The organism is Streptomyces sp. NPDC093064, from assembly GCF_044754605.1.
Taxonomy (GTDB): Bacteria; Actinomycetota; Actinomycetes; order Streptomycetales; family Streptomycetaceae; genus Streptomyces.
Genome location: NZ_JBIVPK010000038.1, coordinates 39221 through 63985, shown reverse-complemented (window position 1 = coordinate 63985; position 24765 = coordinate 39221). Strand labels below are relative to the sequence as shown.

Below are 24765 nucleotides of genomic sequence, written 5' to 3'. Positions count from 1 at the left end.
GCGTGCGCGGGCGGTGTCTATCCGTTGCGCGGCGGTGTCCCCGCCGGCTCGTCCGTGGCCTCCATGGCGGCCAGGCGCGGTCGGCGGCCGGTCAGCAGCAGCCCGGCCAGGACCACTACACCGACGCCCAGCCAGACGAACCCCAGTCGCTGCGCGGCGATGTTGGCGTTCACCACGACGTAGGCCAGGATCGCGAAGCCGATGCCGGGTGCGATCAGATGCCGCCAGTAGTCACGGCTGCGTCGGCGGATCAGGTAGTGGACGACCACGGACACGTGCAGGACCAGGAAGGTCGTCAGCGCACCGAAGTTGATCAGGGTGCTCAGCAGAGTCACGCCGTCGTCGCGGGAGTTCATGTAGAGGCCCAGCACCAGCGAGACGGCGGCCGTGAGCAGAGTCGCGTTGACCGGAACCCGGTGCCGCGGGTGAACCCTGGCCAGGAAAGAGGGCAGTTGCCGGTCCCGTGCCATCGCGAACAGCAGGCGGGAGGTGGCGGCCTGGGCCACCAGCGAGTTGGCGAAGCCCCAGGCCACGGCGGTGGCCGCGGCGGTCAGGGTGGCCAGCCACTCGCCGGAGGCCACGCGGGCCGCGTCGTAGAAGGCGGTGCCGTCGGGGTCGCCCTGGTCGATGAGCTTGTCCGGGTCGGGCACCAGCAGGGAGGCCAGCCACGTCTGGACGATGAACAGGGCGCCGGCCAGCAGCAGCGCCGCCACCATCGAACGACCGATGGCACGGGCGGATTCCTTGTTCTCCTCGGCCAGCATCGAGATGCCGTCGAACCCGAGGAAACTCAGCACGGCGATGGAGACGGCGCCGAAGACCAGCCCCCAGGAGAAGGTTCCGCTGTTGTAGACCGCGGTGAAGTCGAAACCGCGGCCCTTGCCCTGGGCGAGCGCGATCACGCCGATCACCACGAAGACGGCCAGCACGACGAGTTCGGCCAGCAGCATCACCTTGTTGACCCGCGCGGTCATCTGGATGCCCGCGTAGTTGACCGCGGTGTTGAGCACCACGAAGCCCAGCAGCCAAAGCCACACCGGGACTGCCGGGACCAGCGAGTTCATGGCGATCCCGGCGATCAGGTACAGCAGTCCGGGCACCAGCACGTAGTCGAGCAGGATCATCCAGCCGGAGAGGAACCCGACGGGAGCCGCGATGCCCCGTCCGGCGTATGCGTAGACCGAGCCGGACATGGGGAACGCCCGGGCCATCTGCGCGTACGACAGCGCGGTGAACATCATCGCCACCATGCCGATCGCGTAGGTCAGCGCCACCATGCCGCCGGAGCCCTGGAAGACGCTGCCGAAGATCCCGAAGGGGGCGATGGGCACCATGAACACCAGGCCGTAGACCAGCAGGTCGCGGAAGGTCAGGGAGCGGTGGAGTTCTTGCCTGTAGCCGTAGTTCTGGAGCGAGTCGGGAGGCGGATGTTCGGCCATCGCGTTCTCCTCACTGCTGGGTGCCGGAACTGCGGAGGAGAGCGTAGGGCCAGTCGGTTCCGGACGGAAGCGCTCCGGTGGGGACGGGCCGGTCGCCACCTGTTCCCCAAGAATGATCAAGGGGCCTTTTCAGATGTCTTCTGAAAAGGCCCCTGACCTGCGACTCCGTAAAGTCGGGACGACAGGATTTGAACCTGCGACCCCTTGACCCCCAGTCAAGTGCGCTACCAAGCTGCGCCACGTCCCGGTGCGTTCGTGCGGAGATCCGCCCGAACGCGCAGGTGAACCTTACCTTACGCGGGCGGGTGCGGCCGATTTCCGGCTATCCCTCGGCGCCCGTGTAGGCGGCGGTGGTGCGGTCGGCGGCCTCGCGTGCGCGTGCCGGGTCCTCGCCGCTCGCGACGTTGGCCGCGTACCACCCCTCGCTGCTCGCGGCGACGAATCGGCGGCCCTCGTCGGAGCCCACCCAGGCCATGGCCTCGCGGGGGTCGACCGGAGCGCCGCTCGACAGATGGCGGGTCAGGCCGATGAGCATCATGTCCCAGCCGACCCCGACCGCGCCGGGGCCGAACTCGCCCCACTTGGTGTCGTCGATGTGGAAGAGGTGGTCCAGCTCGAAGCGGGTGCCGCCGCCGTCCCGCGCGGTCAGGCGCAGCTCGATCCAACTGGTCTCGCCGCCGTACTCCCAGGTCGCGGCGAAGCCCTTGGGCGGGTCGCAGCGTTCGATCGTGCCGCCGGCGTTGCCCTCGAGTTGGTAGTGACCGCCCAGGCGGAGTTCACCGGTGACGGGGAGGAACCAGCGCGGGATGCGCTCGGGGTTGGTGCAGGCGTCCCAGACATCGTCGAGCAGGGCGTCGTAGGACTGGCTCACCGTGACCACACGGGCCTCGGCCGCCTTGAAGACGCGGCGGCCGACCCGGCGGTCGACGGCGTTGATCTGATGGGTCACGTCGATCATGGGGTGCTCCTCGGAGGGTCGTCGGCACCGCGCAGCCGGCGTTCGCGCCTGCCGCGGGCCAGCTCGGTGGCCAGCGCGTCCAAGGGCTGGGCCCAGAAGCCGCGGAACCGGTCGAGCCAGGCGTCGACGTCCTTGAGCGGTGCGGAGTTCACCGCGTACAGCCGCCGGGCGCCCTCGGGACGGACGGTCGCGAAACCGTTCTCCCGCAGCACCTTCAGATGCTGCGACACCGCGGGCTGCGAGATCCCGAACTCCGCCGTGACGGCCTCGCAGACGGCACCGGAGGTCTTCTCGCCGTCGGCGAGCAGTTCCAGTATCCGCCGCCGGACGGGGTCGCCGAGGACGTCGAACGCGTGCATGGCCGCCAACGTATCACCCACCACTTATATAAGTCACCGCTGATACGCCATTCGGCGCGGACCCGGGGTCCGGCACACCCTCAGCGGGTGCGCCGGACCGGCTCGGCGGCCTCGTGTTCACTCTCGACTTCCTTGGCGTAGACGAGGAAGTCGTCGACCATGCGATGGAAGAGTGTCGCGAGGCGACTCAGGTCCTCCGGGGACCAGTCGGCCAGGGCGACCTGCATACCGCGGGCCCCGACCTCACGAATACGGGAGATGGCGTCCCTGCCGAGGTCGGTGAGCTGGATGCGCTGGGCACGGCGATCGTCGGGGTCGGGAATCCGGATCACATGGCCGGACCGCTCCAACTGCTGCACCGTGCGTGTGACATGGGAGGCCTCCACGCCCAGGCGGTTGGCCAGCTCCCCCGGCCGCTGCGGCTCGCAGTCGGCGATCTGGCGCAGCAGGGCGACCGCCGCCCGGTCCAGCGGCACCCCGGCCAGGCCCATCAGCCTCTCGTGCTGCCGGGCCCGCGTCCCCAGGTAGGTGATGCGCATCAGCGCGCGCTCGATCTCGGCCACCTCGGGCGAGACGGGTCCGGTGGGCAACGGTGGAGTGACCATACCGACAACTTTACCATATCATTGCCTTACTCAAGCAATTTGCTGCGAACCGGAGCACGGCGATGCGTGCGCGGAGTCGTCTCCCCGGCCGGCCGCACCCCGGGGCTCGTCCCCGGGGACGGCGGGGACGTCCCCGGGGACGCGGGGACGGCATCGCGGAGGCGTGGCACGGAAACGCTGGGCGGCATGCGATCACGACGCGTGGTCGCAGGAACGACAGCCCGGAGGTTTCCATGATCCGACGGACCCTCACCAGCGGTGTGCTGGCCACGGTCGCGGCACTCGCGCTCGTGCCCACGGCGGCCGACGCCGCCCCGGCCGGCCCCGGCTCACGCCCGGCCGTGTCGGCGGTCGCCCCGCACCTGCTCCCCTCGATGCCGCCCGAGCCCGCCCAGCAGTCGCACCATGTCAACCGGTGGGCGACGCACCACCGTTCGATCCACTCCCTCGGACGTGTGGTCACGCACCGCCGGGCACTGAACGTCCGCTCAGGCCCCAGCACCCGGTACCGGGTGGTCGGCGTCCGGCACGCACACCGCCTGGTGGCGCTGAAGTGCCGGACGCGCGGGTCCTGGGTGGGCGGCACGCGACAGTGGTACCGCCTCGCGCACGCACGGGGTTACGTCTCCGCGCACTACGTGCGGGTCCGGCACAGCCTGCCGTGGTGCTGACGCGCCGTCACGCGCGAACGCGGTGACCGGCCGGGCCCGTCCAGGAGCAGCATGCTCCCGGACGGGCCGTCGGTTCGAGGTGTATCGGTGCCCTCAGCCCGGGAAACCATCCCGACAACCGGGGCGAAACGCCCAAAGCGGGAATGGATTCGGGAGCAGCAGCATGCGGCAACCCCAAGGAACGGCAGCGTCACCCGGGCAGTTGACGACAGCCCTGCGCGAGCTGCGGGACCGTACGGGTCTGAGCCTGGCGGCCCTGGCCGCGCGCACTCCGTACAGCAAGTCCGCCTGGCACCGCTATCTGACCGGGGCCAAGCACCCTCCCCGCTCGGCCGTGGAGGCGCTCGCCCGGCTCGCGGGCGCGGATCCAGCCCCGGCGCTGGCCCTGTGGGACGCCGTCGGCGAGTGCCCTTCCGCGGCCGCCGAGCCCGGCTCCGGGCCTGATGCCGAGCCCGAACCCGATCCCGGACCCGAGTCCAGACCCGATCCCGTCCCCCGGCCCGAGTCCGAGCCGGTCGATCCGCCCAGGACGCGGGTGGGACGCCTGCCGCTGCTGACGGCTCTCACCCTGCCCGCCGCGGTCACCGCGGTGGCCACGGTCCTCCTCACACCGTCCCCCGGCAAACCACCGGGCACCCGGGTGATGGTGGCGTCGCCACGCTGCCACGGCGCCTCCTGTCAGGGCGAGTTGCCCGACGCCTCGGCCTGCGCCGGGGACGCGCGCACCCAGAGCGCCGTGGTCGGCTCGACGTACACCGTGCGGCTGCGGTACTCGTCCTCCTGCCGTACCGCCTGGTCCCAGGTGCGGGTACGGGGCGCGGTCGCCCGGGAGATCTCCGTACGGATGGGCGGGAACGTCCTGTCGGCCACCTACGCTGCCGACGACACCAGCGGCGACACGAGCCCCATGCTCAGCGTCTCCTCCCCACGGGGTGTGGAGGCCTGCGCCGAGGTCGAGGGGAAGTTGGCCTGCACCGGCCTGGACCCCGACGCGCCGGACCACCCGTGACGCCCCCGGGGAGGGCGGGAGTGTCAGTTCGCGGCCAGGAGGTCCTGGCGGGGGCTGCTCTGCGCGGGGTTCCTCGGGGTGCGCAGGGCCGCGATTCCGATGAAGACCATGGAGGAGACACCGGCCAGGGCGAAGGCCGTGAAGCCCCAGTCGCCGCGGTCGGCGGCCAGCAACTGGCCGCCGAGCCAGGGGCCGAAGACGGCACCGAAGCGGCCCATGCCGGAGGTCCAGCCGACGGCGGTGGCGCGGTTTCCGGCGTTGGAGCGGATGGAGACCGTGGCGTAGCAAGATTGTCAACAATTTTGTTGGTCATATTGCCCGCACGTACCCCCTCGTACATGCCGGGCTTCCCGCCGGAAGCGACGAAGTGTCCTCGGGCCGGGGCCGATCCCCCACACTCTGTCGGCGTTCCCGTGCCGTCCGCCCCGGCTAGGGTCACGGCATGACGCACAGTTTTGTTCTGCACGTTCCCGACGCCGACCTCGTGCCCGAGCCGCTCGCACCGGAGCAGATCGTCTCCGGGACGCCCGAGGTGACCGGCAAGGTGGTCTGGGAGTCGGCCGACGGCCGGCAGATCCGCGGGATCTGGCAGATCACCCCCGGGGTCGTCACCGACACCGAGGCGGACGAGTTGTTCGTGGTGATCAGCGGCTCGGCGACCATCGAGGTCGAGGGCGGGCCGACCCTGCGCGTCGGCCCCGGCGACATGGCGGTGCTCCGCGAGGGCGACCGCACGACGTGGACGGTGCACGAGACGCTGCGCAAGGCGTACGCGATCAACCTGTGAGGCCCGCCGCGGGGTTCAGCCGGCCCCCGGGTGCGGCGGCATGTTGTACGGGGTCACCACCTGGATCGCCGACGGAAGCGTCGGTGCCGCGGGCGGCAGGGCTCCGTGGGCCCGCATCACCAGGTGGCAGGCCTCCCGCATGTCCTGCCGCAGGTCGTGGTGGAGCACGGCGGACAGACGGTGCTCACGCAGCAGGCGGGTGTTGTCCTGGTCGAGGTCGTGCGCGATGAACACCGCGCACTCACGGCCGAGGTCCGCGAAGGCCCGCAGGGTGGCGATGTTGCCGCCGCCGATCGAGTAGACCGCGCGGATCTCCGGGTCGCGTTCCAGGGCGGCCCGCACGAGGTCGTACTGCGTGGCGTCCAGGCCCTGCCCCTCGGCGATCTCCACCAGGACCCGCCCGGGGTGGCGGGCGCGCATGGCGCCGCGGAAGCCCATCTCGCGTTCCTCCTCGTTGCGGAAGAAGCCGCTGCTGAGGCTGGTGAGCACATTGCCGGGCCGGTCGCCGAGCCACTGGCCCATCAGGTACGCGGCCGTCGCGCCCGCCGCCCGGTTGTCGCTGCCGACGTAGCCGAGCCGGGCGCTGGCGGGCAGGTCGGTGACCCGGGGCCTTGAGGATCACGCCCTGCGAGCCGCGCCGCGCGATCCGGTCGAGTACGGCGATCTGCTCGCGCACCGGACCGGTCTCGCGGAAGTGGAAGCGGGAGCGCACCACGGCCGGGTGCAGGGACGGCAGTTCGGCCTCCAGGGCGGCCCGTACCGCAGTGCTGAACCGCTCGGGCGCCTGCATCACGATGTCGACCATGAAGGTGCGGCCCACCAGCCGGACCTGGGTGCGCTGCCGGTCGAGGTCGGCGATCGCCCGGCGCACCTCCCGCGCGGTGCTCTCCCGCACCCCGCCGCGGCCGTTGAGCACCCGGTCGACGGTGGCCTCGCTCAGCCCTGCCTGACGTGCTATCTCGCGGATCGGGAAGGGGTGACCCATGCGCAGGCTCCTTGGGTGGGTTCCTGAGGGGTTTTTGATGGCTCGCTGCTGGTTGTTCGAGGTGTTTGTACTGACAAGAATGACAGGACACGACGGCCCTCGTGACCGGGTCCGCCGACGACCGGGTCCGGGACCGAGTCCGCCCGTCACCGTCCCCGAGTCCGCCCATGACCGTCCCCGTCACCGAGCCCGCCCGACGACCCTTCCCGTGGCCGCGTCGCCCGACGACCGAAAGGACGACGATGTCCTCCACCCCCGTACACCGCCGCGTCTGGCTGTCCGAGCAGGACTGCGACCTCGACTCCTTCCGCGCGCTCGTCGAGCGAGCGACCGACGCCGCCGACTATCCGCACGCCTCGTCGGTGGACCGCAACGTCCTCGTCTACGACGCCGAGCGGCTGCGCGGGGCCGCCGAACCCGCCGCCCGCGACGCCCTGCGGGCCGAACTGGTCCGCGCCCTGGACGAGGGTCCCGGCATCGTGGTGTTCCGGGGCGCCTTCCCCGACACCGCGGTGGCCGACCGGGCCACCGCCGTCTTCCGCGCCCTGATCGCCGAGCAGCGCGCCTCGGGCGCGGGCGCCGGGGACCACTTCGCCGAGCCGGGCGCCAACGACCGGGTGTGGAACGCCCTGGAGAAGGCGGCGCTGCACGACCCGGAGGCGTTCGCCGACTACTACGCGAACGACGTCCTGGCGCTGGTCGGCGAGGCCTGGCTGGGCCCCGGCTACCAGGTCACCTCGCAGATCAACGTGGTCAACCCGGGCGGCGCGGCCCAGACGGTGCACCGCGACTACCACCTGGGCTTCCTGGCCAACGAGGTCGCCGCCGCCTACCCGGCGCACGTCCACCGGCTCTCCCCCGTGCTGACCCTCCAGGGCGCGGTCGCGCACTGCGACATGCCCGTGGAGTCGGGTCCGACGATGTACCTGCCGTACTCGCAGCGGTACGAGCCGGGGTATCTCGCCTGGCGACTGCCCGCGTTCCAGGCCTACTTCGAGGACCACCACGTGCAACTGCCGCTGGCCAAGGGGGACGCGGTCTTCTTCAACCCGGCGCTCTTCCACGCCGCCGGGACGAACCGGTCGGTGGACATCCCTCGCATGGCCAACCTGCTCCAGGTCTCCTCCGCCTTCGGGCGCGCGATGGAGACCGTGGACCGCGAGGCCGTCGCGGGCGCCGTCTTCCCGGTGCTGCTCAAGCGCAAGGCGGAGGGCGCCGACGTCGCATGGCTGGACCGCGTCGTCGCCGCGAGCGCCGAGGGCTACCCGTTCCCCACGAACCTCGACAGCGATCCGCCGGTCGACGGGCTGGCCCCGCCCTCGCAGGCGGACCTCGTACGGCGGGCGGTGCGCGAGGAGTGGACACCGGACGCGCTCCGCGCGGAGCTGCGGGCCGGTGCCGAGCGACGCGAGAGCTGAGGAAAGCCATGGGACTTCTCGACGGAACCGCGGACGGGCTGCTGCACGGCAAGGTCGTCCTCGTCAACGGCGGCAGCCAGGGCGTCGGGGCCGCGATCGCGCGGGCCGCCGTCCGCGAGGGCGCCGTGGTCGCCGTGACCGGGCGGCGGACCGAGCCGGGCGAGGCACTGGTGGCGGAGCTGACGGCCGCCGGGGGCAAGGCGATGTTCGTCCGGGCCGACCTGGCCGAGGCGGAGCAGGCCAAGGGGTCGGTGGAGCGTGTGGTCTCCGCGTACGGACGGATCGACTGCCTGGTGAACTCCGCGGGGCTGACCTCGCGCGGCACGCTCCTCGACACCACGCCCGAACTGTTCGACGCGCACATCGCGGTCAACCTCAAGGGGCCGTTCTTCGCGATGCAGGCGGCGGTGGCCGACATGGTGGCCCGCGGGGCGCCGGGCACGGTCGTCAACATCATCACGTCCTCTGCGCACGGCGGGCAGCCGTTCCTGGCGCCGTACGTCGCCGCCAAGGCCGGCCTGGCCGGGCTCACCCGCAACGCCGCGCACGCCCACCGCTTCGACCGGGTGCGGATCAACGGCCTGAACATCGGCTGGACCGCGACCGAGGGCGAGGACGCCACCCAGCGCGCCTTCCACGGCGCCGGTGAAGACTGGCGGGAGCGGGCCGGGGAGCGGCTGCCGATGGGCAGGCTCGGCCGGCCCGACGAGATCGCCGACTTCGTGGTCCTGCTGCTGTCCGAGCGGTCCGGGGTGGTCACCGGTTCCGTGATCGACTGGGACCAGAACGTGCTCGGCGGACTGGACTGACGTACTGCCGCACCACGCGCGCGACCACGCACCACCCACGCACCCAAGGAGCATCAGCCCCCATGCGTATCGGAATCCTCGGCCTCGGCCGGATCGGCGCCTTCCACGCCGAGACCCTCTCCGGACTCGACACGGTCGAGTCGCTCGTCCTCGCCGACCCGTTCACGGACGCCGCCAAGGCCGCCGCCGAGCGGTTCGGGGCCGAGGTGGCCGACTCGGCCGAGGCGGTGCTGGCCGCCGGGGTGGACGGCGTCGTCGTGGCCGCCGCGACCGACGCCCACCCGGCGCTGATCCTCGCCGCCGTCGACGCCGACGTCCCCGTCTTCTGCGAGAAGCCGGTGGCCCGCACCATGGCGGAAGGCGTCGAGGTCCTCAAGGCGGTCCAGGGCAGCGGTGTGCCCGTACAGATCGGCTACAACCGCCGCTTCGACGCCGGATTCGCCGCCGCCCGCGCCGCGGTTCAGGCGGGCGAGCTGGGCAGGCTGCACACCGTGCGGTCCACCACGCTCGACCCGGCGCCGCCGCCGGCCGCGTACATCGCCGCCTCCGGCGGGATCTTCCGGGACTGCTCGGTGCACGACTTCGACATCATCCGCTGGGTGACCGGGCGGGAGGTGACCGAGGTGTACGCCGTCGGCGGCAACCGGGGCGCCGACTACATCAGGGAGGCGGGCGACGCCGACACCACCGGGGCGGTGCTCACCCTGGACGACGGCACGATCGCGGTGGTCTCCAACAGCCGCCACAACGCCAGCGGTTACGACGTCCGCATGGAGCTGCACGGCTTCGAGGACTCGATCGCCGTCGGCCTGGACGACAAGCTGCCGCTGCGCTCCGTCGAACCCGGCGCGACCTTCCCCGCCGGCACCCCGCACGACTTCTTCATGGACCGCTTCACCGCCGCCTACCGCGCCGAACTCACCGCGTTCACCGAGGTCGTGGCCGGCCGACTCCCCTCCCCGTGCACGGTCGCCGACGCCCTGGAGGCAGGCTGGATCGCCGAGGCCTGCACCCTGTCCCTCCACGAACACCGCCCGGTACGCATCGACGAGGTACGAACCACCTGACCCACCGACGCAAGACCGGCAACGCGGCCCCTACGGACCCACGACCGGCCGCGCGGGTCCGCCGGTCCGGCCCCGACCGACCCGGCGGGCCTGCAAGCCCCACGCCACAGGCCACACAACCAGCCTCTACGGGTCCGCGTGGCCAGCCAGGAAGGTCCCGATGGCCCGCTCCGGCACTCCACGCGTCCATCCACCCGACCTCCCCTGCGAACCCGCATGCCTCCGGCGGGCCCACGCGGACCGTACGGCCGGGCTGACGGGCCACGCGGCCGATCCGGCGGGCCCGCACGACGAACCATGCGGGCCGTGCGGCCGACCTCGCGGCCATGCGACCGGCCCTGCCGTCCCATGTGAGGGGCCGCCGGGCCGGATCGCCGCGCGACCCACGTGATCGGCCGTCGGCCACGTGACCGATCCGGCGGGTCCGCATGACCGGCCATGCGGAGCGTTGCGGGCCGCGTCGTCAGGGCTGCGGGCCCGCCCCCGCGAGTGTGGCGCGTTCGCGGGCTGTGCGGACTGTTGTCGTGAGGGTGGCGATGTCGTAGGCGCCGTGGTGGCGGCGGCCGTTGACGAAGAAGGTCGGGGTGCCGGAGACGGCGCTGAGGTCGGCCGACTCCACGTCGTCGGCCACCCGCTGCGCGCCCGTCCGCTCCCGCAGGTCCCGGCGGAGGCGGTCCACGTCGAGGCCGATCTGCTCGGCGTAGCGCAGGAGGTCCTTGGGGCTCAGGTCGCCCTGGTGGCTGATCAGGACGTCGTGCAGGTCCCAGAAGCGGCCCTGGCGGGCGGCGCCCTCCGCGGCCTCGGCGGCGAGCTGCGCGTTCGGGTGGACGTCGGTCAGCGGCAGGTGCCGCCAGACGTAGCGCACGTCGTCGCCGAAGTCGGCGAGCAGCTCCCGCACGACCGGCTCGGCGAGTCCGCAGTACGGGCACTCGTAATCGCCGTACTCGACCAGGGTCACCGGGGCGTCCAGCGGCCCGCGGACGTGGTCGCGCTCGGGGTCGACGGGCTCGCCGAGATCGACGATGACCCGGCCCCGGCCCAGCAGCGCGCGGGCCCGGCGGCGCGGGGACAGCAGGGAGAGGACTCCGGTCACCAGCCAGGTGACGGCGAAGGAGCACAGGACGGTCGCCAGGATGCCGATCTTCGCCTCCTCCAGCCGGGTCCCGCGGAAGGCCAGGGTGGCGATCAGCAGGGACACTGTGAAGCCCACCCCGGCCAGGCCGCCGCCCGCGGTGATGGCGCCCCAGCCGATCGGCGGGCGCAGCCGGCCGCGGCTCAGCCGCACGGCGAGCCAGGTGGAGCCGACGATGCCGATCGGCTTGCCGACGACGTAGCCGAGCAGGATGCCGACGGTGACGGGTGAGGTGAACGCGTCCGCGAGCCGGGCCGCGCCGAGCGGGAGGCCGGCGTTGGCCAGCGCGAACAGCGGCACGATCAGATAGCTGGTCCAGGGGTGGAGCATGCGCTGAAGCCGCTCGTTGGGCGACAGCGCGGTGGCCAGGCCCCGGCGCAGGGTGCGTTCCAGCTCGGGGGTGGGCTGCTCGCGGAAGCGCCGGAAGAGCCGGCTGGCGCGTTCCAGGGCGTGCCGCTGGGCCGGGTGGGCGTAGGTGAGCAGGCCCATGACCAGTCCGCTGACCACCGGGTCGACGCCGGAGCGCAGCAGCGCACCCCACAGGACCAGGGCGACGAGCGCGTACACGACGGAGATCCGTACGCCGGCCAGGCGCAGTGCGATCAGCACGGCGAGGACGCCGAACGCGGTGAGCAGCGCGGGCACGTAGAGGGTCCCGCTGTAGGCGAAGGCGATGACGGCGAGGGCGAGGAAGTCGTCGGCGACCGTGACGCCGAGCAGGAAGACGCGCAGACCGCCGGGCAGCCGGGAGCCGAAGACGGCGAGGATGCCGAGCGCGAACGCCGTGTCGGTGGACATGGCCGCGCCCCACCCCCGTGCGGTGGCGTGGCCCGCGTTGAGGGCCAGGTAGATCGCCACGGGTACGGCCATGCCGCTGATCCCGGCGATCGCCGAGAGCGCGAGCCGCCTGCGCTCTCTCAGCTCCCCGATGTCGAACTCCCGGCGGGCCTCCAGGCCGACGACGAAGAAGAACAGCGCCATCAGCCCGCTGTTGATCCACTCCCGCAGTCCCAGGGAGACCCCGGTCGAGCCGACCATGAACGACACGTGGGTGCGCCAGAACGACTCGTAGGTTCCGGGCGAGACGTTGGCCCACACCAGCGCGGCGACCGCGGCGGCGAGCAGCACGGCGGCGCTGCCGGTCTCGGTGCGCAGGAAGGTGCGCAGCGGTCCGCGCGCGCCGGCGCCGCAGGCGGTCTGCCCGCTCATGGGCGGCTGTTCCGGAGGTGCGGTCAAAGCCCGGGACACGTCGTCAGTCCATGGAGCGGCCGGTCACCGGGCGGCTGCCCGGGTCGGCAGGTCGATGACGTGCCCCGGGGTGACGATCTTCGTGATCGCCTCGCCGAGCAGGGTGCTGGGCTCGGTCCCCTTGTCGTCGATGTCGCTGTTCAGCAGGAGGACGAGGGTCGTCCGCGCCGAGGGAAGGTGGACCGTGAGGGACTCGTAGCCCGGCAGTGAGCCGTTGTGGCCTATCCAGCCCCGCACGTCGAAGATGCCGAGGCCGTATCCGGCGCCAGGGACCGAGGTCGGGGGTGTGGTGAGCCGCTGCCTCTGGGAGGCGGGGCTGATGAGCCTGGTGCCGTCGGGCAGGACGCCCGTGGCGACGGTGCGCGCCCATACGCGCAGGTCGTCGAGGTTGGAGACCATCGCTCCGGCCGCCCAGCCCCAGGAGGGATTCCAGTCGGCCGCGTCCCGCACCTCGCCGTTGGCCGTCTGGTTCGTGTAGCCCTGCGCGTGCGGCCGGGGGAACTGCGCCCCGGCCGGGAAGAAGGTCTGGTCGAGTCCGGCCGGCCGCAGCACATGGGTGCCGACGTAGTCCGCGAGTTGTCGGCCGCTCGCCTTCTGGACGACCAGGCCCAGCAGGATGAGGTTGGTGTTGCTGTAGTCGAACTTCCGGCCCGGCGGGAAGAGCACGGGGTGCTTGAAGGCGTACGCGAGCAGCTGCTTCGGGGTGAAGGGCCGGCGCGGATCCGCGGTCAGCGCCTTGCGGAAGCCCGCGTCGGCCGTGTAGTCGGACAGTCCGCTGCGCATGCCGGCGAGCTGCCGCAGGGTGATCCTGTCCCCGTTCGGCACGCCGGCGACGTACTTGCCGACGGGGTCGTCCAGGCCCACCTTGTGCCGGTCCACCAGATGCAGCAGCGCCGTCACGGTGAAGGTCTTGGTCTCGCTGCCGATCCGCATGTACAGGTCGGGCGACATCTTCCGCCCGGTGCTCTTGTCGGCGACGCCGAAGGACTTGACGTACTGCCCCTGGTCCGGTGTCCACAGCCCCACGGTCACCCCGGGCACGCCCGCCTGCCGCATGACGCGCAGCACGGCCTGGTCGAGTTGCCGGACCACGTCGGGACTCAGTGTCCGCACCCCGGTCGGGGACAGCCCCGGAGGCGAGGTGACGGTGACGGTGCCGGGGCGGACGTGGGGTCCGGCGAAGGCGGTCCCGCCGGCGAGCGGCACCACGAGGATTCCGACGGCGGTCGCGGTGGCGACACCCCGTCGCAGTCGTTGACATACGTGGGTCATGCGCCGGCTCCAAGCGCGTGGGAACGAGCCCGCGGCCGTCCCGGACGAGCAGGGGACGAGGGGACGCCGCGCGATTCCGTCGGCGGGCGCCGACGGAATCGCGCGGACGGTTGACCCGCGCCGTCCCTCAGCTTAGGAGCGCCCCCGCGGCACCGCCTGTCGGCGGCGGCTACGCGCCCCGCCACACGTTGGCGAAGGCCGCGTCCTCGATGGCCTTGCGCTGGCGGACGGCCTCCAGTTCCATCACCGCGTCGTGGACGGCGGCGAGGACGGTGAGGACCGCGTCGTCGGTGACGCCCGGCTCCGCCGCGGTCATCTCGTCGCGGATGCCGACGGCCGCGGCGAGGGTGAGCAGCACCGGCTCGTCGGCCGCCCAGCGGTAGCCCGCGCGGCTCCGTGCCTCGGTGTCGCTGAGGACCGAGCGGCCGCCCCGGAAGGGCAGCCAGCGGCTGCGTTCCCAGGTGACCTGGCCCTCCTGTTCCAGGGCGGTCAGATAGGCCCGGGCCAGGCCGCGCCCGCGCCGCCAGAGCCAGTCCTCCAGGGTTTCGTGCGGCACCTGGCGCACCAGCGAGGAGGCGGCCTCGTCCAGCAGCCGGTCGTCGAGCTCCGGCAGCGGCCGCGGCACGATCCGGTCGCCGTCCAGCTCCAGCACCTCTGCCTGCAGCAGGTCGTACGCCTCGGCGCCGGCCAGCGCCAGGGAGAGGTCCCCGCGCTCCAGGGACCGGCTGGGTTCCAGGTCCAGGGCGACGATCATCAGGTCACGCGCTGTGCTCATTACGCTCCCCGTCGAGGAGTTGCCCGCCACTGCGCCACCGGCGCGCGGAACGCGACGTTTCGTGCTTCCCGTACGCCCCGACTGTAGCGCGGCGGGCGAGGCGCGCGGCGGCTGTCATCCGTACAGTGCCGGGCGTTCCGGCAGCTCCACCTCGACCCGGCCGCCCTCGGTCAGGGACCGGACGCCCGCCGCGCAGACCGCGGCCGCGGCGTAGCCGTCCCAGGCGGTGGGACCCGTGGCCGTGCCGTGGCGGACGGAGTCGATCCAGGCCCGCAGCTCGCGGTCGTAGGCGTCTTCGAAGCGTTCGAGGTAGTCCTGGGCGATGGTGCCGCCCCAGCGGCCCGCCGTCTGGGTGACCATGGCGTGGCCGTCGCCGACGCGGGCCGTGCCGCGCTCGCAGACGGCCTCGGCCTGGACCTGGTAGCCGAAGCCGCAGTTGACGAAGATCTCCGCGTCGGCGATGACGCCGCCGTCCGTCTCCAGGACGACGAACTGCGGGTCCTGGATGCCCTCAGGAGCGTCGCGGGACGGTGTGGGGCGCAGGACCGTCACCGCGGTGATCTCCTGGCCGAGCAGCCAGCGGGTCACGTCCATCTCGTGCACGAGCGAGTCGGTGATGAGCAGCTCGCTGGCCCATCCGGGCGGGGCGGCCACGTTGCGGTGGCGGTGGTGCAGCAGCAGCGGGCGGCCCAGTCGGCCGGTCCGCAGGAGCTGTTCGAGCCGGACGTATTCCGGGTCGTAGCGCCGCATGAAGCCCACCTGGATGCGCCGCCGGCCGAGCCGCTGCTCGGCTTCGAGCACGCGCAGGGCGGAGGCCGGGTCCGGGGTGAGGGGCTTCTCGCACAGGACGGGCAGGTCGTGGGCGAGAGCGTCGAGCAGCGCCGCCTCGTGGGCCGGGCTCGAAGAGGCCACGAGCACCGCGTCGACGTCGGCCGCGGCCAGCGCGGCGGCCGGGTCGCTGTACGCGGCGCAGCCGCCGGCGCGGGCCGCGACCGCCGAGGCGCGTTCCGCGTCGGCGTCCACGACGGCGCTCACCCGGGCCCCGCTGACGACCTCCTGGATCCGGCGGACATGGTCGGCGCCCATCCGGCCCACGCCGATGACGGCGACGTTCAGCGTCGATGACCGGGCCATCGTCGTCCTTCCTCGGCGGGGTCAGGCACCGCAGGACTTGAGGAACCTGCGTGTGCGCACCGCGATGGGCAGCGGCCTGTCCGGCTCGCACGGGTACATGTCCTGCTCGACGATCGCGAAGAGGTCCACGCCGAGTCCCTGCGCGGCCGTCAGGACCGGTTCCAGCTCCGGTACTCCGGCCGGCGGCTCGCACATGACGCCCCGCTGGACCGCCGGCCCGAAGGGGACCTCGTTCGCCACCACCTCGGCAAGGATCTCCGGGTCGACCTGCTTGAGGTGCAGGTAGCCGATGCGCTCGCCGTAGGTCTCGATCAGCTTGACGCTGTCGCCGCCGCAGTAGGCGTAGTGCCCGGTGTCCAGGCAGAGGTTGACGAGATCGGAGTCGGTGGAGTCGAGGAAGCGCTCGACGTGGGCCTCGGTGTCGATGTGGGTGTCGGCGTGCGGATGGACGACGATGTCGAGGCCGTACGTCTCCCTGACCTGCCGGCCGAGCCGTTCCATGCCCCGGGCCAGGTGCGTCCACTGCTCACAGGTCAGCTCCGGCTGCTCCAGGATCTCGGCGGTCTTGTCGTCGCGCCAGAAGGAGGGGATGACGACGAGGTGGCGTGCGCCCATGGCCCGGGTGAGTTCGGCGACCTGGCTCACGTGTTCCCAGGTGGAGTCCCACACCGACGGGCCGCGGTGCAGGCCGGTGAAGACGGTGCCCGCCGAGACCTTGAGGTCGCGCTTGGCCACCTCGTCGGTGAGCCGGGCCGGGTCGGTCGGCAGATAGCCGTAGGGGCCGAGTTCGATCCAGGAGTAGCCGGCCTCGGCGACCTCGTCGAGGAAGCGTTCCCAGGGCACCTGCGCGGGGTCGTCGGGGAACCAGACACCCCAGGAGTCGGGGGCGGAGCCGACCCGGATGCGGTCCAGCACGGGGGCCATGTCATCAGTTCCCTTCGGTGGGTGCCGGTGCGGGCGCGGTGGGTGCGGCGAGGTCCTCCGCCTCCGGGAGCTCCTCGGTGTCGACACCGCGGACCTGCGACAGCTCGTGCTTGAGGGCGGCGAGTTCGGTGCCGCCGGCCATGTGGTGGGTCAGCTCCTCCAGGCCGACGTCGCTGCGGCCGGCGCTGAGTTCGAGGGTGCCCAGGCGCAGCACGCTGAAGTGGTCGCCGACCATGTAGGCGTGGTGGGGGTTGTGGGTGATGAAGATGACGCCGAGGCCGCGGTCGCGGGCGGCGGCGATGTACTTGAGGACCACACCGGACTGCTTGACGCCGAGCGCGGCGGTGGGCTCGTCCAGGATGAGGACGCGGGCGCCGAAGTGGACGGCGCGGGCGATGGCCACGCACTGGCGCTGGCCGCCGGAGAGGGTGCCGATGGGCTGTTCCAGGTCGTCCAGGACGATGCCCATGTTGCGCAGTTCCTCGTCCGCGGTCCGCTTCATCCGGGCGATGTCGAGGCGGCGGACGGGCCAGGGGCCCTTGGTCATCTCCGAGCCGAGGAAGAAGTTCCGCCACACCGGCATGAGCGGGACGGTCGCGAGGTCCTGGTAGACGGTGGCGATGCCCTTGGCGAGGGCGTCGCGCGGGCTGGAGAAGCGCACCGGTTCGCCGTCGACGAGGAACTCGCCCTCGGTGTGCCGGTGCAGCCCGGAGATGATCTTGATGAGGGTGGACTTGCCGGCGCCGTTGTCGCCGAGCACGCAGGTCACGTGCCCCGGGTGGACGGCGAGGTCGACGCCGTGCAGGGCGCGGATGTTGCCGTAGGACTTGCCGGCGCCGCGCAGTTCGACGACGGGTCCGTCGTGCGCGGGCGGGGTGTCGGGGAGGACGGCTCCGTGGGTCGCCGCCTTGTCGGTCGTCATGTCGGTCACCTCCGGGTCGCCGTGCGCCGGACCCACAGATTGATGAGGACGGCTCCGAGCAGCATCACGCCGAGGAAGGCCTTGAACCAGTCGGGGTTCCAGCCCGCGTAGACGATGCCCTGGTTCACCATCCCGAACATGAAGGCGCCGAAGACGGGGCCGATGGCGGAGCCGTAGCCGCCGGTGAGCAGGCAGCCGCCGATCACGGCGGCGGCGATGTAGATGAGCTCCTGGCCGACGCCCTCGCCGGACTGCACGGTGTTGAACGAGAAGAGCTGGTGCATGCCCGCGAACCAGGCGCCGAAGCCGACCAGCATGAACAGGCTGATCTTGGTGAAGGTGACGGGCACGCCGACCGCGCGGGCGCTGTCCTTGTTGCCGCCGACCGCGAAGATCCAGTTGCCGTACTTTGTGCGCAGCAGGACCCAGGTGGCCAGTGCGGCGAAGACCAGCCACCACACCACGGTGATCTTCACCTCGACACCGCCGACGTCGAAGGACGAGGCGAAGACGGCCTTGGCCTGGTCGAAGCCGTCCATGTCGCTGATGTCGTCGGTGGCGACGTTGCCGGTGACCAGTTTGGTGACGGCGAGGTTGACGCCCTGGAGGATCAGGAAGGTGCCGAGGGTGACCAGGAAGCTCGGCAGGCCGGTCTTCACCAGCATCCAGCCGTTGAAAGCGCCGATGCCCAGGGACACCGCCAGGGCGACGATCACCCCCGCCCACACGTTCATCGTGAGCTGGTAGCTGAGCATGCTCGCGGTGAGCGCCGAAGTGATCACGCCGACACCGGCGGAGAGGTCGAACTCGCCGCCGATCATCAGCAGTGCCACCGGCAGGGCCATGATCCCGATGGTCGACGACTGGTAGAGGACCGTCGCCATGGAGCCGCCCTGGCGGACCGAGGGCGCGGCGACGAGGAAGAACACGAGCACGGCGACGGCGCCGAGGAAGACCCCGACCTCCGGGCGGGCCAGCAGCCGCAGCGCCAGCGGGCGCCGTACGGTACGGCCGTCGGTCTGCTGGGAGCCGGGAGCCGGCGGTGTGCTCACCGCCGGTGCGGCCTGCTGGGACATGTCGCTCACCGGGTGCCCTTCGCGGCGAACCCCGCGATCTTCTCGACGTTGGACTTGTCGACGAAGGCCGGTCCGGTGAGCACCGGCTGCTCGCCGCCGCCGCTGTAGTTGCCGTTGTTCTTGTACAGCCACAGGCCGTCCACGGCCAGGTAGCCCTGGAGGTAGGGCTGCTGGTCGACGGCGAACTCGATGTCGCCCTTCTTGACGGCGCCGGTCAGTTCCTTGTTGAGGTCGAAGGTGGCGACCTGGGCCTTGCGGCCCGCGTCACCGACCGACTGCACGGCGGTCATCGCGACGGGGGCGCCGAGGGTGACGACGTGGTCGACGGAGCCGTCCTGCTTGAGCTTGGCGGTGATCGTCGACTTCACCGACGGCATGTCCGCGCCGTTGACGTAGAGGTTCTCGATCGAGCCCTGGAAGGTCTTCTTCACGCCGTCGCAGCGCTGGGTCAGGCCGACATTGCCCTGCTCGTGGATCACGCAGACGGCCTTCTTGGCGCCGACCTCGTTCAGCTTCTTGCCGAACGCCTCGCCCGCCACCGACTCGTCCTGCCCGAAGAACTCCAGCAGGTTGAGCTTCTTCCAGTCGTTCAGGCCGGAGTTGAGTCCGACCACGGGTATGCCGGCCTGCTCGGCCTTGGCCAGCACGCTCCGCATCGCGTCCGGCTTGGCGAGGGTGACGGCGATGCCGTCGACCTTCTGGTCGATGGCGTTCTGGACGAGGTTGGCCTGCGTGCCGGCGTTGGGGTCGGCGGAGTAGACCAGCTTGATGTTGTCCTTGGCGGCGGCCGCCTCCGCGCCCTTGCGGACGATGTCCCAGAAGGTGTCGCCGGGCGCCTGGTGGGTGACCAGCGCGACCGTCATCCGGGGCGTGCCGGCCTTGCCCGCCGTGCCGCCACCGTCTCCGCCCTCCTCGGCCTTCTTTCCGCCCGAGCCGCTGGAACAGCCGGCGAGGGCCAGAGCCGCCACCGCGGTCACGGCCACGAGGGGGGCGACTCCGCGGGAGCGGCGAGAAGAGCGGTCCATCTTTCCTGCACCTCACTGTGGTTCGGGGAGAGCTCGGGGGGAGAACTCGGGGAAACTCGGGGGAGGGTAGGGCATCGGGAGGTCCGGGGCCCAGGGCCGGCAAGGTCGGTTCCGGGGCCGTATGCCGCTTGCGCGGCTGGTGCGTTGGGACCGGATCCAATCCCCTGGCGCGCCCACTGTCAATACTTTGTCAAGACATCCGTTCACGAGCTAGTCCGAATGTAAGAACAAACTCTTGACAGTGTGGCCGTCCGCGTCCTACATCTGGGAAGCGGCAGGCCCCGGGATCCGTGTCCCCACCGTCGCGGGGCCCCCTGGGATCCGCACCCCAGCCCAGCTCGAGGAGCGTCGCGCATGGCAGAGCCCGTTGAGTCCGCCCAGTCGTTCGACCTGATCACCATGGGACGCATCGGGGTCGATCTCTACCCCCTGCAGTCCGGCGTACCCCTGGCCCGCGTGGAGACCTTCGGCAAGTTCCTCGGCGGTTCCGCGGCCAACGTGGCCGTCGCCGCGGCCCGGCTCGGCCGCTCCACCGCGGTGATCACCCGCACCGGCGACGACCCGTTCGGCGCGTATCTGCACGAGGCTCTGAAGGACTTCGGCGTCGACGACCGCTGGGTCACGCCGGTCGCCGCGTACCCGACCCCGGTGACCTTCTGCGAGATCTTCCCGCCGGACGACTTCCCCCTGTACTTCTACCGCCGGCCCAAGGCCCCGGACCTGGAGATCCACACCGACGAGCTGGACCTCTCCGCCATCCGCGCGGCCCGGATCTTCTGGATCACCGGCACCGGCCTGAGCGAGGAGCCGAGCCGCTCCGCCACGCTCGCCGCCCTGGCCGCGCGCGACAGGGCGGGCACCACCGTCTTCGACCTCGACTGGCGCCCGATGTTCTGGCCGGATCCCGCCCAGGCCCGCCCTTACTACGCCGAGGCGCTGCGGCACGCCACCGTGGCGGTCGGCAACGTCGACGAGTGCGAGATCGCCACCGGCGCGCGCGAACCCGAGGCCTGCGCCGAGGCACTGCTGGCGGCCGGTGTGGAACTGGCCGTCGTCAAACAGGGCCCCAGGGGCGTCCTCGCCGTGCACCGGGACGGCACTCGGGCCGAGGTCCCGCCGGTGCCCGTCGAGGTCGTCAACGGCCTCGGCGCGGGCGACGCGTTCGGCGGCTCGCTCTGCCACGGCCTGCTGTCCGGCTGGGACCTCACGACGACCATGCGGTACGCCAACGCGGCCGGCGCCCTCGTCGCCTCCCGCCTCGCCTGCTCCTCCGCGATGCCCACCCGTGCGGAGGTCGACGGCCTCCTCGCGCGAGCCACTGCCTGAACGGAGCCTCCCCTTGACCCTCAGCATCCCCGACCTCACCGCGGTCCGTGCCCGGCACCCCGAGGCCGTCGCGGAGGCGGCCGCGCGCCGGGAACGCCGCCCGCTGATCGGCGACAACGGTCGGCTGATGATCGTGGCCGCCGACCACCCCGCGCGCGGCGCGCTCGGCGTCGGCGACCGCAGACTCGCCATGGCCAACCGGGGCGACCTGCTCGAACGCCTCTGCGTCGCGCTGTCGCGGCCCGGCGTCGACGGGGTGCTCGCCACCGCCGACGTCCTGGAGGACCTGCTGCTCCTCGGGGTGCTCGACGGCAAGGTCGTCATGGGCTCGATGAACCGCGGCGGCCTGTCCGGCGCCTCCTTCGAAATGGACGACCGCTTCACCGGGCACCGCGCCCGCGACATCGCCCGGCTCCGCTTCGACGCGGGCAAGCTGCTGCTGCGCATCGACTACGACGACCCGGGCTCGCTGACCACCATGGAGTCCACCGCGCGGGCCGTCGACGAGATGGCGGAGCTGCGTCTGCCGGTCTTCGTCGAGCCGTTCATCGCGCGCCGCGCCGGCGGCAGGGTCGCCAACGACCTGTCCGCCGAGGCCGTCACCCGCTCCATCGCCATAGCGTCGGGCCTGGGCGGCACCTCAGCCTACACCTGGCTGAAACTGCCCGTCACCGAGAACCCGGACGACATGGCCGAGGTCCTGCGGACCTCCACGCTGCCGGCCGTGCTGCTCGGCGGCGAGATCGGCGACGACCAGGAGGGCGCCTACGAACGCTGGGGCAAGGCCCTCAGGCTCCCCACCGTGCAGGGCATGGTCGTCGGCCGGTCGCTGCTGTACCCGGCCGCGGGCAGTGTGGAGAGCGCGGTCGACACGGCCGTGAGCCTGCTGTGACGGGGTCCGTCCAGTCCGGGGCCGCCCCGGCCTCGCCCGTGCTTCGGCCGTGACGCCCGTGCTCCAGCCGTGATCCGTCGTGATTCGCCGTGATCCCGCCGCGAAAAGGAGGCATTTCGTGACCAGCCCCTACCACCTCCCCGCCGGAAAGGCCCTCGGCGGGCCCTACGTCGTGGACGTGAACCCGGAGTCCGCCGGCTGGGGCCACTCCAGCCTGCGCGTCCTGGAACTGCCGCCCGGCGGCTCGCACGCCTTCGACACCGGCGACAGCGAGTGGATCGTGCTGCCGCTCGGCGGCGGCTGCACGGTCGCCGCCGCCGACGACTTCGGCAGTGACACGTTCCAACTGACCGGCCGCGAGAGCGTGTTCAGCGGCGTGAGCGACTTCGCGTACGTACCCCGCGACGCCCGCGTGACCGTCTCGTCCACCGGCGGCGGGCGGTTCGCGCTCACCGGCGCCCGCTGCGTCCGGCGCCTGCCCGCCCGGTACGGTCCGGCGTCCGGCGTACCGGTGGAGCTGCGCGGCACCGGGAACTGCTCCCGGCAGGTCAACAACTTCGGCGCGGCGGACGTCTTCGAGTGCGACAAGCTGATCGCCGTGGAGGTGATCACCCCGGGCGGCAACTGGTCCTCCTTCCCGCCGCACAAGCACGACGAGCACCGGCCGGGCGAGGAGTCGGTCCTGGAGGAGGTCTACTACTTCGAGTTCGCCGCCCACGACGGCACCCCCGGCCTCGGCTACCAGCGGGTCTCCCCGTCCGGTCCCGGCCGGGAGACGGACGTGCTGGCCGAGGTGCGCGGCGGTGACGTGGTCCTGATCCCGGACGGCTGGCACGGACCGTCGATGGCCGTGCCCGGCCACCACATGTACTACCTCAACGTCATGGCCGGCCCGGACGCCGAGCGCGCCTGGCTGATCTGCGACCACCCCGACCACGCGTGGATCCGCGGCACCTGGCCCGAGCAGCCCGTCGACCCCCGCCTGCCCCTGTACACCGCCCCTTCCCCGTGAGGTCACGATGAGCCACTCCACGATCCGCCTCACCGCCGCCCAGGCGCTGGTGCGGTTCCTCGCCGCCCAGCACACCGAGCGGGACGGCGTACGGCACCGGCTGATCGCCGGCACCTGGGGCATCTTCGGCCACGGCAACGTGGCCGGTCTCGGACAGGCGCTGATGGAGGCGGGCGAGGACGTCATGCCGTACCACCAGGGCCGCAACGAGCAGGCCATGGTGCACGCGGCGGTCGGGTACGCCCGGCAGTCCGGCCGGCTGTCCACGCAGGCGGTCACGACGTCCATCGGACCGGGCGCCACCAACCTCGCCACGGGTGCGGCCCTGGCCACCATCAACCGCCTCCCGGTGCTCCTGCTCCCCGGCGACTACTTCGCCTCGCACGCCGCCGACCCGCTGCTCCAGCAGCTGGAGCACCCCGTCGAGGCGGACGTGTCGGTCAACGACACCCTGCGCCCGGTCTCCCGCTGGTTCGACCGGATCACCCGCCCCGAGGCCCTGATCCCCTCCGCCCTGAACGCCATGCGGGTACTCACCGACCCGGCCGAGACCGGGGCCGTCACCCTCGCGTTGCCGCAGGACGTGCAGGCGGAGGCCTTCGACTGGCCCGAGGAGTTCTTCGCCGAGCGGGTGTGGCGGGTACGGCGCCCCGCCCCGGACCCGGCCGAACTCGCCGACGCGGTACGGGCCGTGCGGGCCGCCCGCCGCCCGCTGCTCGTCGCAGGCGGCGGCGTCCACCACAGCGGGGCCGAGGACGCGCTGAAGTCGCTCGCCGACGCCACCGGCATCCCGGTCGCCTCCACCCAGGCGGGCAAGGGCTCGCTGCGCCACGACCACCCGGCCGACCTCGGCGGCATCGGCCACACCGGCACGGCCGTCAGTGACGACCTGGCCCGCACCGCGGACCTGGTCCTCGGCGTCGGCACCCGCTACACCGACTTCACCACGGCCTCCGGCACGCTCTTCCAGAACCCGGAGGTCCGTTTCGTCAACCTCAACGTCACCGCGTTCGACGCCCACAAGCTGGCGGCCACCACCCTCGTCTGCGACGCGCGGACCGGTCTCACGGCGCTCACGGAGGCGCTGACCGGGCACCGTGTGGACGCCGGGTACGAGGCCGAGTACCGCGCCGGCAAGGAGCGCTGGGAGCGGGTGGTCGAAGCGGCGTTCCGCGCCGACGACGACAGCGTCGTACCGACCCAGAGCCAGGTGCTGGGCGCGCTGGACGCGGTCGTGGGCGACGACGACGTGGTGATCAACGCAGCCGGCTCCCTCCCCGGTGACCTGCACAAACTGTGGCGGACCCGCTCCCCGCGCCAGTACCACCTGGAGTACGGCTACTCCTGCATGGGCTACGAGATCCCCGCCGCGATCGGCGTGCAGCAGGCCGCGCCGGACACGCCGGTGTGGGCGCTGGTCGGCGACGGCACCTATCTGATGATGCCGACGGAGATCGTCACCGCCGTCCAGGAGGGCCTGCCCGTCAACGTGGTGCTGGTCCAGAACCACGGGTACGCCTCCATCGGCGGCCTGTCGGAGTCGGTGGGCGCCGAGCGCTACGGCACCGCCTACCGCTACCGCGCCGCCGACGGCTCCTTCACCGGCGCACCCCTCCCCGTGGACCTCGCCGCCAACGCCGCCAGCCTCGGCATGGAGGTGCTGCGCGCCAAGACGGTCGGCGAGCTGCGCCGGGCGCTCGGGGCGGCCCGTGCGTCCGACCGACCGACGTGCGTCTACGTCGAGACCGACGTCGAGCGTCCCGCCCCGGCCGCTCCCCCGGCCGAGGCCTGGTGGGACGTGCCGGTGGCCGAGGTGTCCGCCCGTGAGCCCGCCGTCCGGGCCCGCACGCGCTACGACCGCGAGGTGGCCGCCCGCCGCCGTCATCTGTGAACGCGCCCCGGCGGGGGCCGCTCGAGCCC

22 protein-coding genes, 1 tRNA gene and 2 pseudogenes are annotated in these 24765 nt (G+C 72.1%); 10 read left to right on the top strand and 15 right to left on the bottom strand.

Annotated features, from left to right (window positions below; genetic code table 11):
• Nucleotides 1-17 precede the first annotated feature (17 nt).
• The 5 genes from ACIQFZ_RS32175 to ACIQFZ_RS32155 form a co-directional block, all read right to left on the bottom strand.
• On the bottom strand, nt 18-1439 hold the full coding sequence (locus ACIQFZ_RS32175) for an APC family permease (protein WP_402692853.1): 1422 nt from the start codon (nt 1437-1439) through the stop codon (nt 18-20).
• A 173-nt stretch (nt 1440-1612) separates the two neighbouring features.
• Nucleotides 1613-1686: transfer RNA gene (locus tag ACIQFZ_RS32170), tRNA-Pro, on the bottom strand.
• Between the two features lie 75 nt (nt 1687-1761).
• Nucleotides 1762-2397, bottom strand: coding sequence for an SRPBCC family protein (locus ACIQFZ_RS32165; protein ID WP_402692852.1), 636 nt, complete (start codon nt 2395-2397; stop codon nt 1762-1764).
• Complete coding sequence (locus tag ACIQFZ_RS32160; RefSeq protein WP_376406298.1) at nt 2394-2756, bottom strand: ArsR/SmtB family transcription factor; 363 nt, start codon at nt 2754-2756, stop codon at nt 2394-2396. The genes ACIQFZ_RS32165 and ACIQFZ_RS32160 overlap by 4 nt, the downstream gene beginning before the upstream one ends.
• An 80-nt stretch (nt 2757-2836) precedes the next feature.
• Nucleotides 2837-3361 carry a MarR family winged helix-turn-helix transcriptional regulator gene (locus ACIQFZ_RS32155; RefSeq protein WP_402692851.1) on the bottom strand — a complete coding sequence of 175 codons (525 nt, stop codon included), beginning with the start codon at nt 3359-3361 and terminating at the stop codon, nt 2837-2839.
• Between the two features lie 233 nt (nt 3362-3594).
• On the opposite strand from ACIQFZ_RS32155, the gene ACIQFZ_RS32150 reads away from it, so the two are divergent.
• Both ACIQFZ_RS32150 and ACIQFZ_RS32145 read left to right on the top strand, forming a co-directional pair.
• Nucleotides 3595-4032 carry an SH3 domain-containing protein gene (locus ACIQFZ_RS32150; RefSeq protein WP_402692850.1) on the top strand — a complete coding sequence of 146 codons (438 nt, stop codon included), beginning with the start codon at nt 3595-3597 and terminating at the stop codon, nt 4030-4032.
• A 163-nt stretch (nt 4033-4195) separates the two neighbouring features.
• Nucleotides 4196-5041 (top strand): DUF2690 domain-containing protein, encoded by an 846-nt coding sequence (locus tag ACIQFZ_RS32145; protein ID WP_365419786.1) that lies wholly within the window; start codon nt 4196-4198, stop codon nt 5039-5041.
• Between the two features lie 23 nt (nt 5042-5064).
• On the opposite strand, the pseudogene ACIQFZ_RS32140 reads toward ACIQFZ_RS32145, so the two are convergent.
• Nucleotides 5065-5325 (bottom strand): annotated as a pseudogene (locus tag ACIQFZ_RS32140) (MFS transporter); the annotation flags it as partial.
• A gap of 158 nt (nt 5326-5483) precedes the next feature.
• On the opposite strand from ACIQFZ_RS32140, the gene ACIQFZ_RS32135 reads away from it, so the two are divergent.
• Nucleotides 5484-5828: a cupin domain-containing protein gene (locus tag ACIQFZ_RS32135; protein ID WP_383061635.1), complete on the top strand. Its 345-nt coding sequence runs from the start codon at nt 5484-5486 to the stop codon at nt 5826-5828.
• A 15-nt stretch (nt 5829-5843) separates the two neighbouring features.
• Here the strand turns inward: ACIQFZ_RS32135 and ACIQFZ_RS32130 are convergent.
• Nucleotides 5844-6813, bottom strand: a pseudogene (locus tag ACIQFZ_RS32130) (LacI family DNA-binding transcriptional regulator).
• Nucleotides 6814-7055: 242 nt separating this feature from the next.
• Here ACIQFZ_RS32130 and ACIQFZ_RS32125 point away from each other — a divergent pair.
• The 3 genes from ACIQFZ_RS32125 (at nt 7056) to ACIQFZ_RS32115 (ending at nt 10107) form a co-directional block, all read left to right on the top strand.
• Entirely contained in the window at nt 7056-8231 is a 1176-nt protein-coding gene (locus ACIQFZ_RS32125; RefSeq protein ID WP_402692849.1) for a phytanoyl-CoA dioxygenase family protein, read from the top strand.
• A gap of 8 nt (nt 8232-8239) precedes the next feature.
• Complete coding sequence (locus ACIQFZ_RS32120; RefSeq protein WP_402692848.1) at nt 8240-9040, top strand: SDR family oxidoreductase; 801 nt, start codon at nt 8240-8242, stop codon at nt 9038-9040.
• A 62-nt stretch (nt 9041-9102) separates the two neighbouring features.
• Nucleotides 9103-10107 carry a Gfo/Idh/MocA family oxidoreductase gene (locus ACIQFZ_RS32115; RefSeq protein WP_402692847.1) on the top strand — a complete coding sequence of 335 codons (1005 nt, stop codon included), beginning with the start codon at nt 9103-9105 and terminating at the stop codon, nt 10105-10107.
• Nucleotides 10108-10570: 463 nt separating this feature from the next.
• Here the strand turns inward: ACIQFZ_RS32115 and nhaA are convergent, their stop codons facing one another.
• The 8 genes from nhaA to ACIQFZ_RS32075 form a co-directional block, all read right to left on the bottom strand.
• Complete coding sequence (nhaA, locus tag ACIQFZ_RS32110) at nt 10571-12448, bottom strand: Na+/H+ antiporter NhaA (RefSeq protein ID WP_365419770.1); 1878 nt, start codon at nt 12446-12448, stop codon at nt 10571-10573.
• Between the two features lie 63 nt (nt 12449-12511).
• Nucleotides 12512-13759: a serine hydrolase domain-containing protein gene (locus ACIQFZ_RS32105; protein ID WP_365419767.1), complete on the bottom strand. Its 1248-nt coding sequence runs from the start codon at nt 13757-13759 to the stop codon at nt 12512-12514.
• Nucleotides 13760-13928: 169 nt separating this feature from the next.
• Nucleotides 13929-14534, bottom strand: a complete 606-nt coding sequence (locus tag ACIQFZ_RS32100; protein ID WP_365419764.1) for a GPP34 family phosphoprotein — start codon at nt 14532-14534, stop codon at nt 13929-13931.
• Between the two features lie 114 nt (nt 14535-14648).
• Nucleotides 14649-15668 (bottom strand): Gfo/Idh/MocA family protein, encoded by a 1020-nt coding sequence (locus ACIQFZ_RS32095; RefSeq protein WP_402692846.1) that lies wholly within the window; start codon nt 15666-15668, stop codon nt 14649-14651.
• A 21-nt stretch (nt 15669-15689) separates the two neighbouring features.
• Complete coding sequence (locus ACIQFZ_RS32090; protein WP_402692845.1) at nt 15690-16592, bottom strand: sugar phosphate isomerase/epimerase family protein; 903 nt, start codon at nt 16590-16592, stop codon at nt 15690-15692.
• Nucleotides 16593-16596: 4 nt separating this feature from the next.
• Nucleotides 16597-17514: an ATP-binding cassette domain-containing protein gene (locus tag ACIQFZ_RS32085; protein WP_365774734.1), complete on the bottom strand. Its 918-nt coding sequence runs from the start codon at nt 17512-17514 to the stop codon at nt 16597-16599.
• Between the two features lie 5 nt (nt 17515-17519).
• Nucleotides 17520-18590: an ABC transporter permease gene (locus ACIQFZ_RS32080; protein ID WP_402692863.1), complete on the bottom strand. Its 1071-nt coding sequence runs from the start codon at nt 18588-18590 to the stop codon at nt 17520-17522.
• Between the two features lie 5 nt (nt 18591-18595).
• A complete protein-coding gene (locus tag ACIQFZ_RS32075; RefSeq protein WP_402692844.1) occupies nt 18596-19615 on the bottom strand; it encodes a sugar ABC transporter substrate-binding protein in 1020 nt (339 codons plus the stop codon).
• A gap of 354 nt (nt 19616-19969) precedes the next feature.
• On the opposite strand from ACIQFZ_RS32075, the gene iolC reads away from it, so the two are divergent.
• The 4 genes from iolC (at nt 19970) to iolD (ending at nt 24736) form a co-directional block, all read left to right on the top strand.
• Nucleotides 19970-20941: a 5-dehydro-2-deoxygluconokinase gene (gene iolC, locus ACIQFZ_RS32070; protein WP_365774738.1), complete on the top strand. Its 972-nt coding sequence runs from the start codon at nt 19970-19972 to the stop codon at nt 20939-20941.
• 13 nt (nt 20942-20954) lie between these two features.
• A complete protein-coding gene (locus ACIQFZ_RS32065) occupies nt 20955-21833 on the top strand; it encodes a deoxyribose-phosphate aldolase (protein WP_402692843.1) in 879 nt (292 codons plus the stop codon).
• Between the two features lie 118 nt (nt 21834-21951).
• Nucleotides 21952-22845 carry a 5-deoxy-glucuronate isomerase gene (gene iolB / locus ACIQFZ_RS32060; RefSeq protein WP_365419747.1) on the top strand — a complete coding sequence of 298 codons (894 nt, stop codon included), beginning with the start codon at nt 21952-21954 and terminating at the stop codon, nt 22843-22845.
• A gap of 7 nt (nt 22846-22852) precedes the next feature.
• Nucleotides 22853-24736, top strand: a complete 1884-nt coding sequence (gene iolD, locus ACIQFZ_RS32055; RefSeq protein WP_402692842.1) for a 3D-(3,5/4)-trihydroxycyclohexane-1,2-dione acylhydrolase (decyclizing) — start codon at nt 22853-22855, stop codon at nt 24734-24736.
• Nucleotides 24737-24765 lie beyond the last annotated feature (29 nt).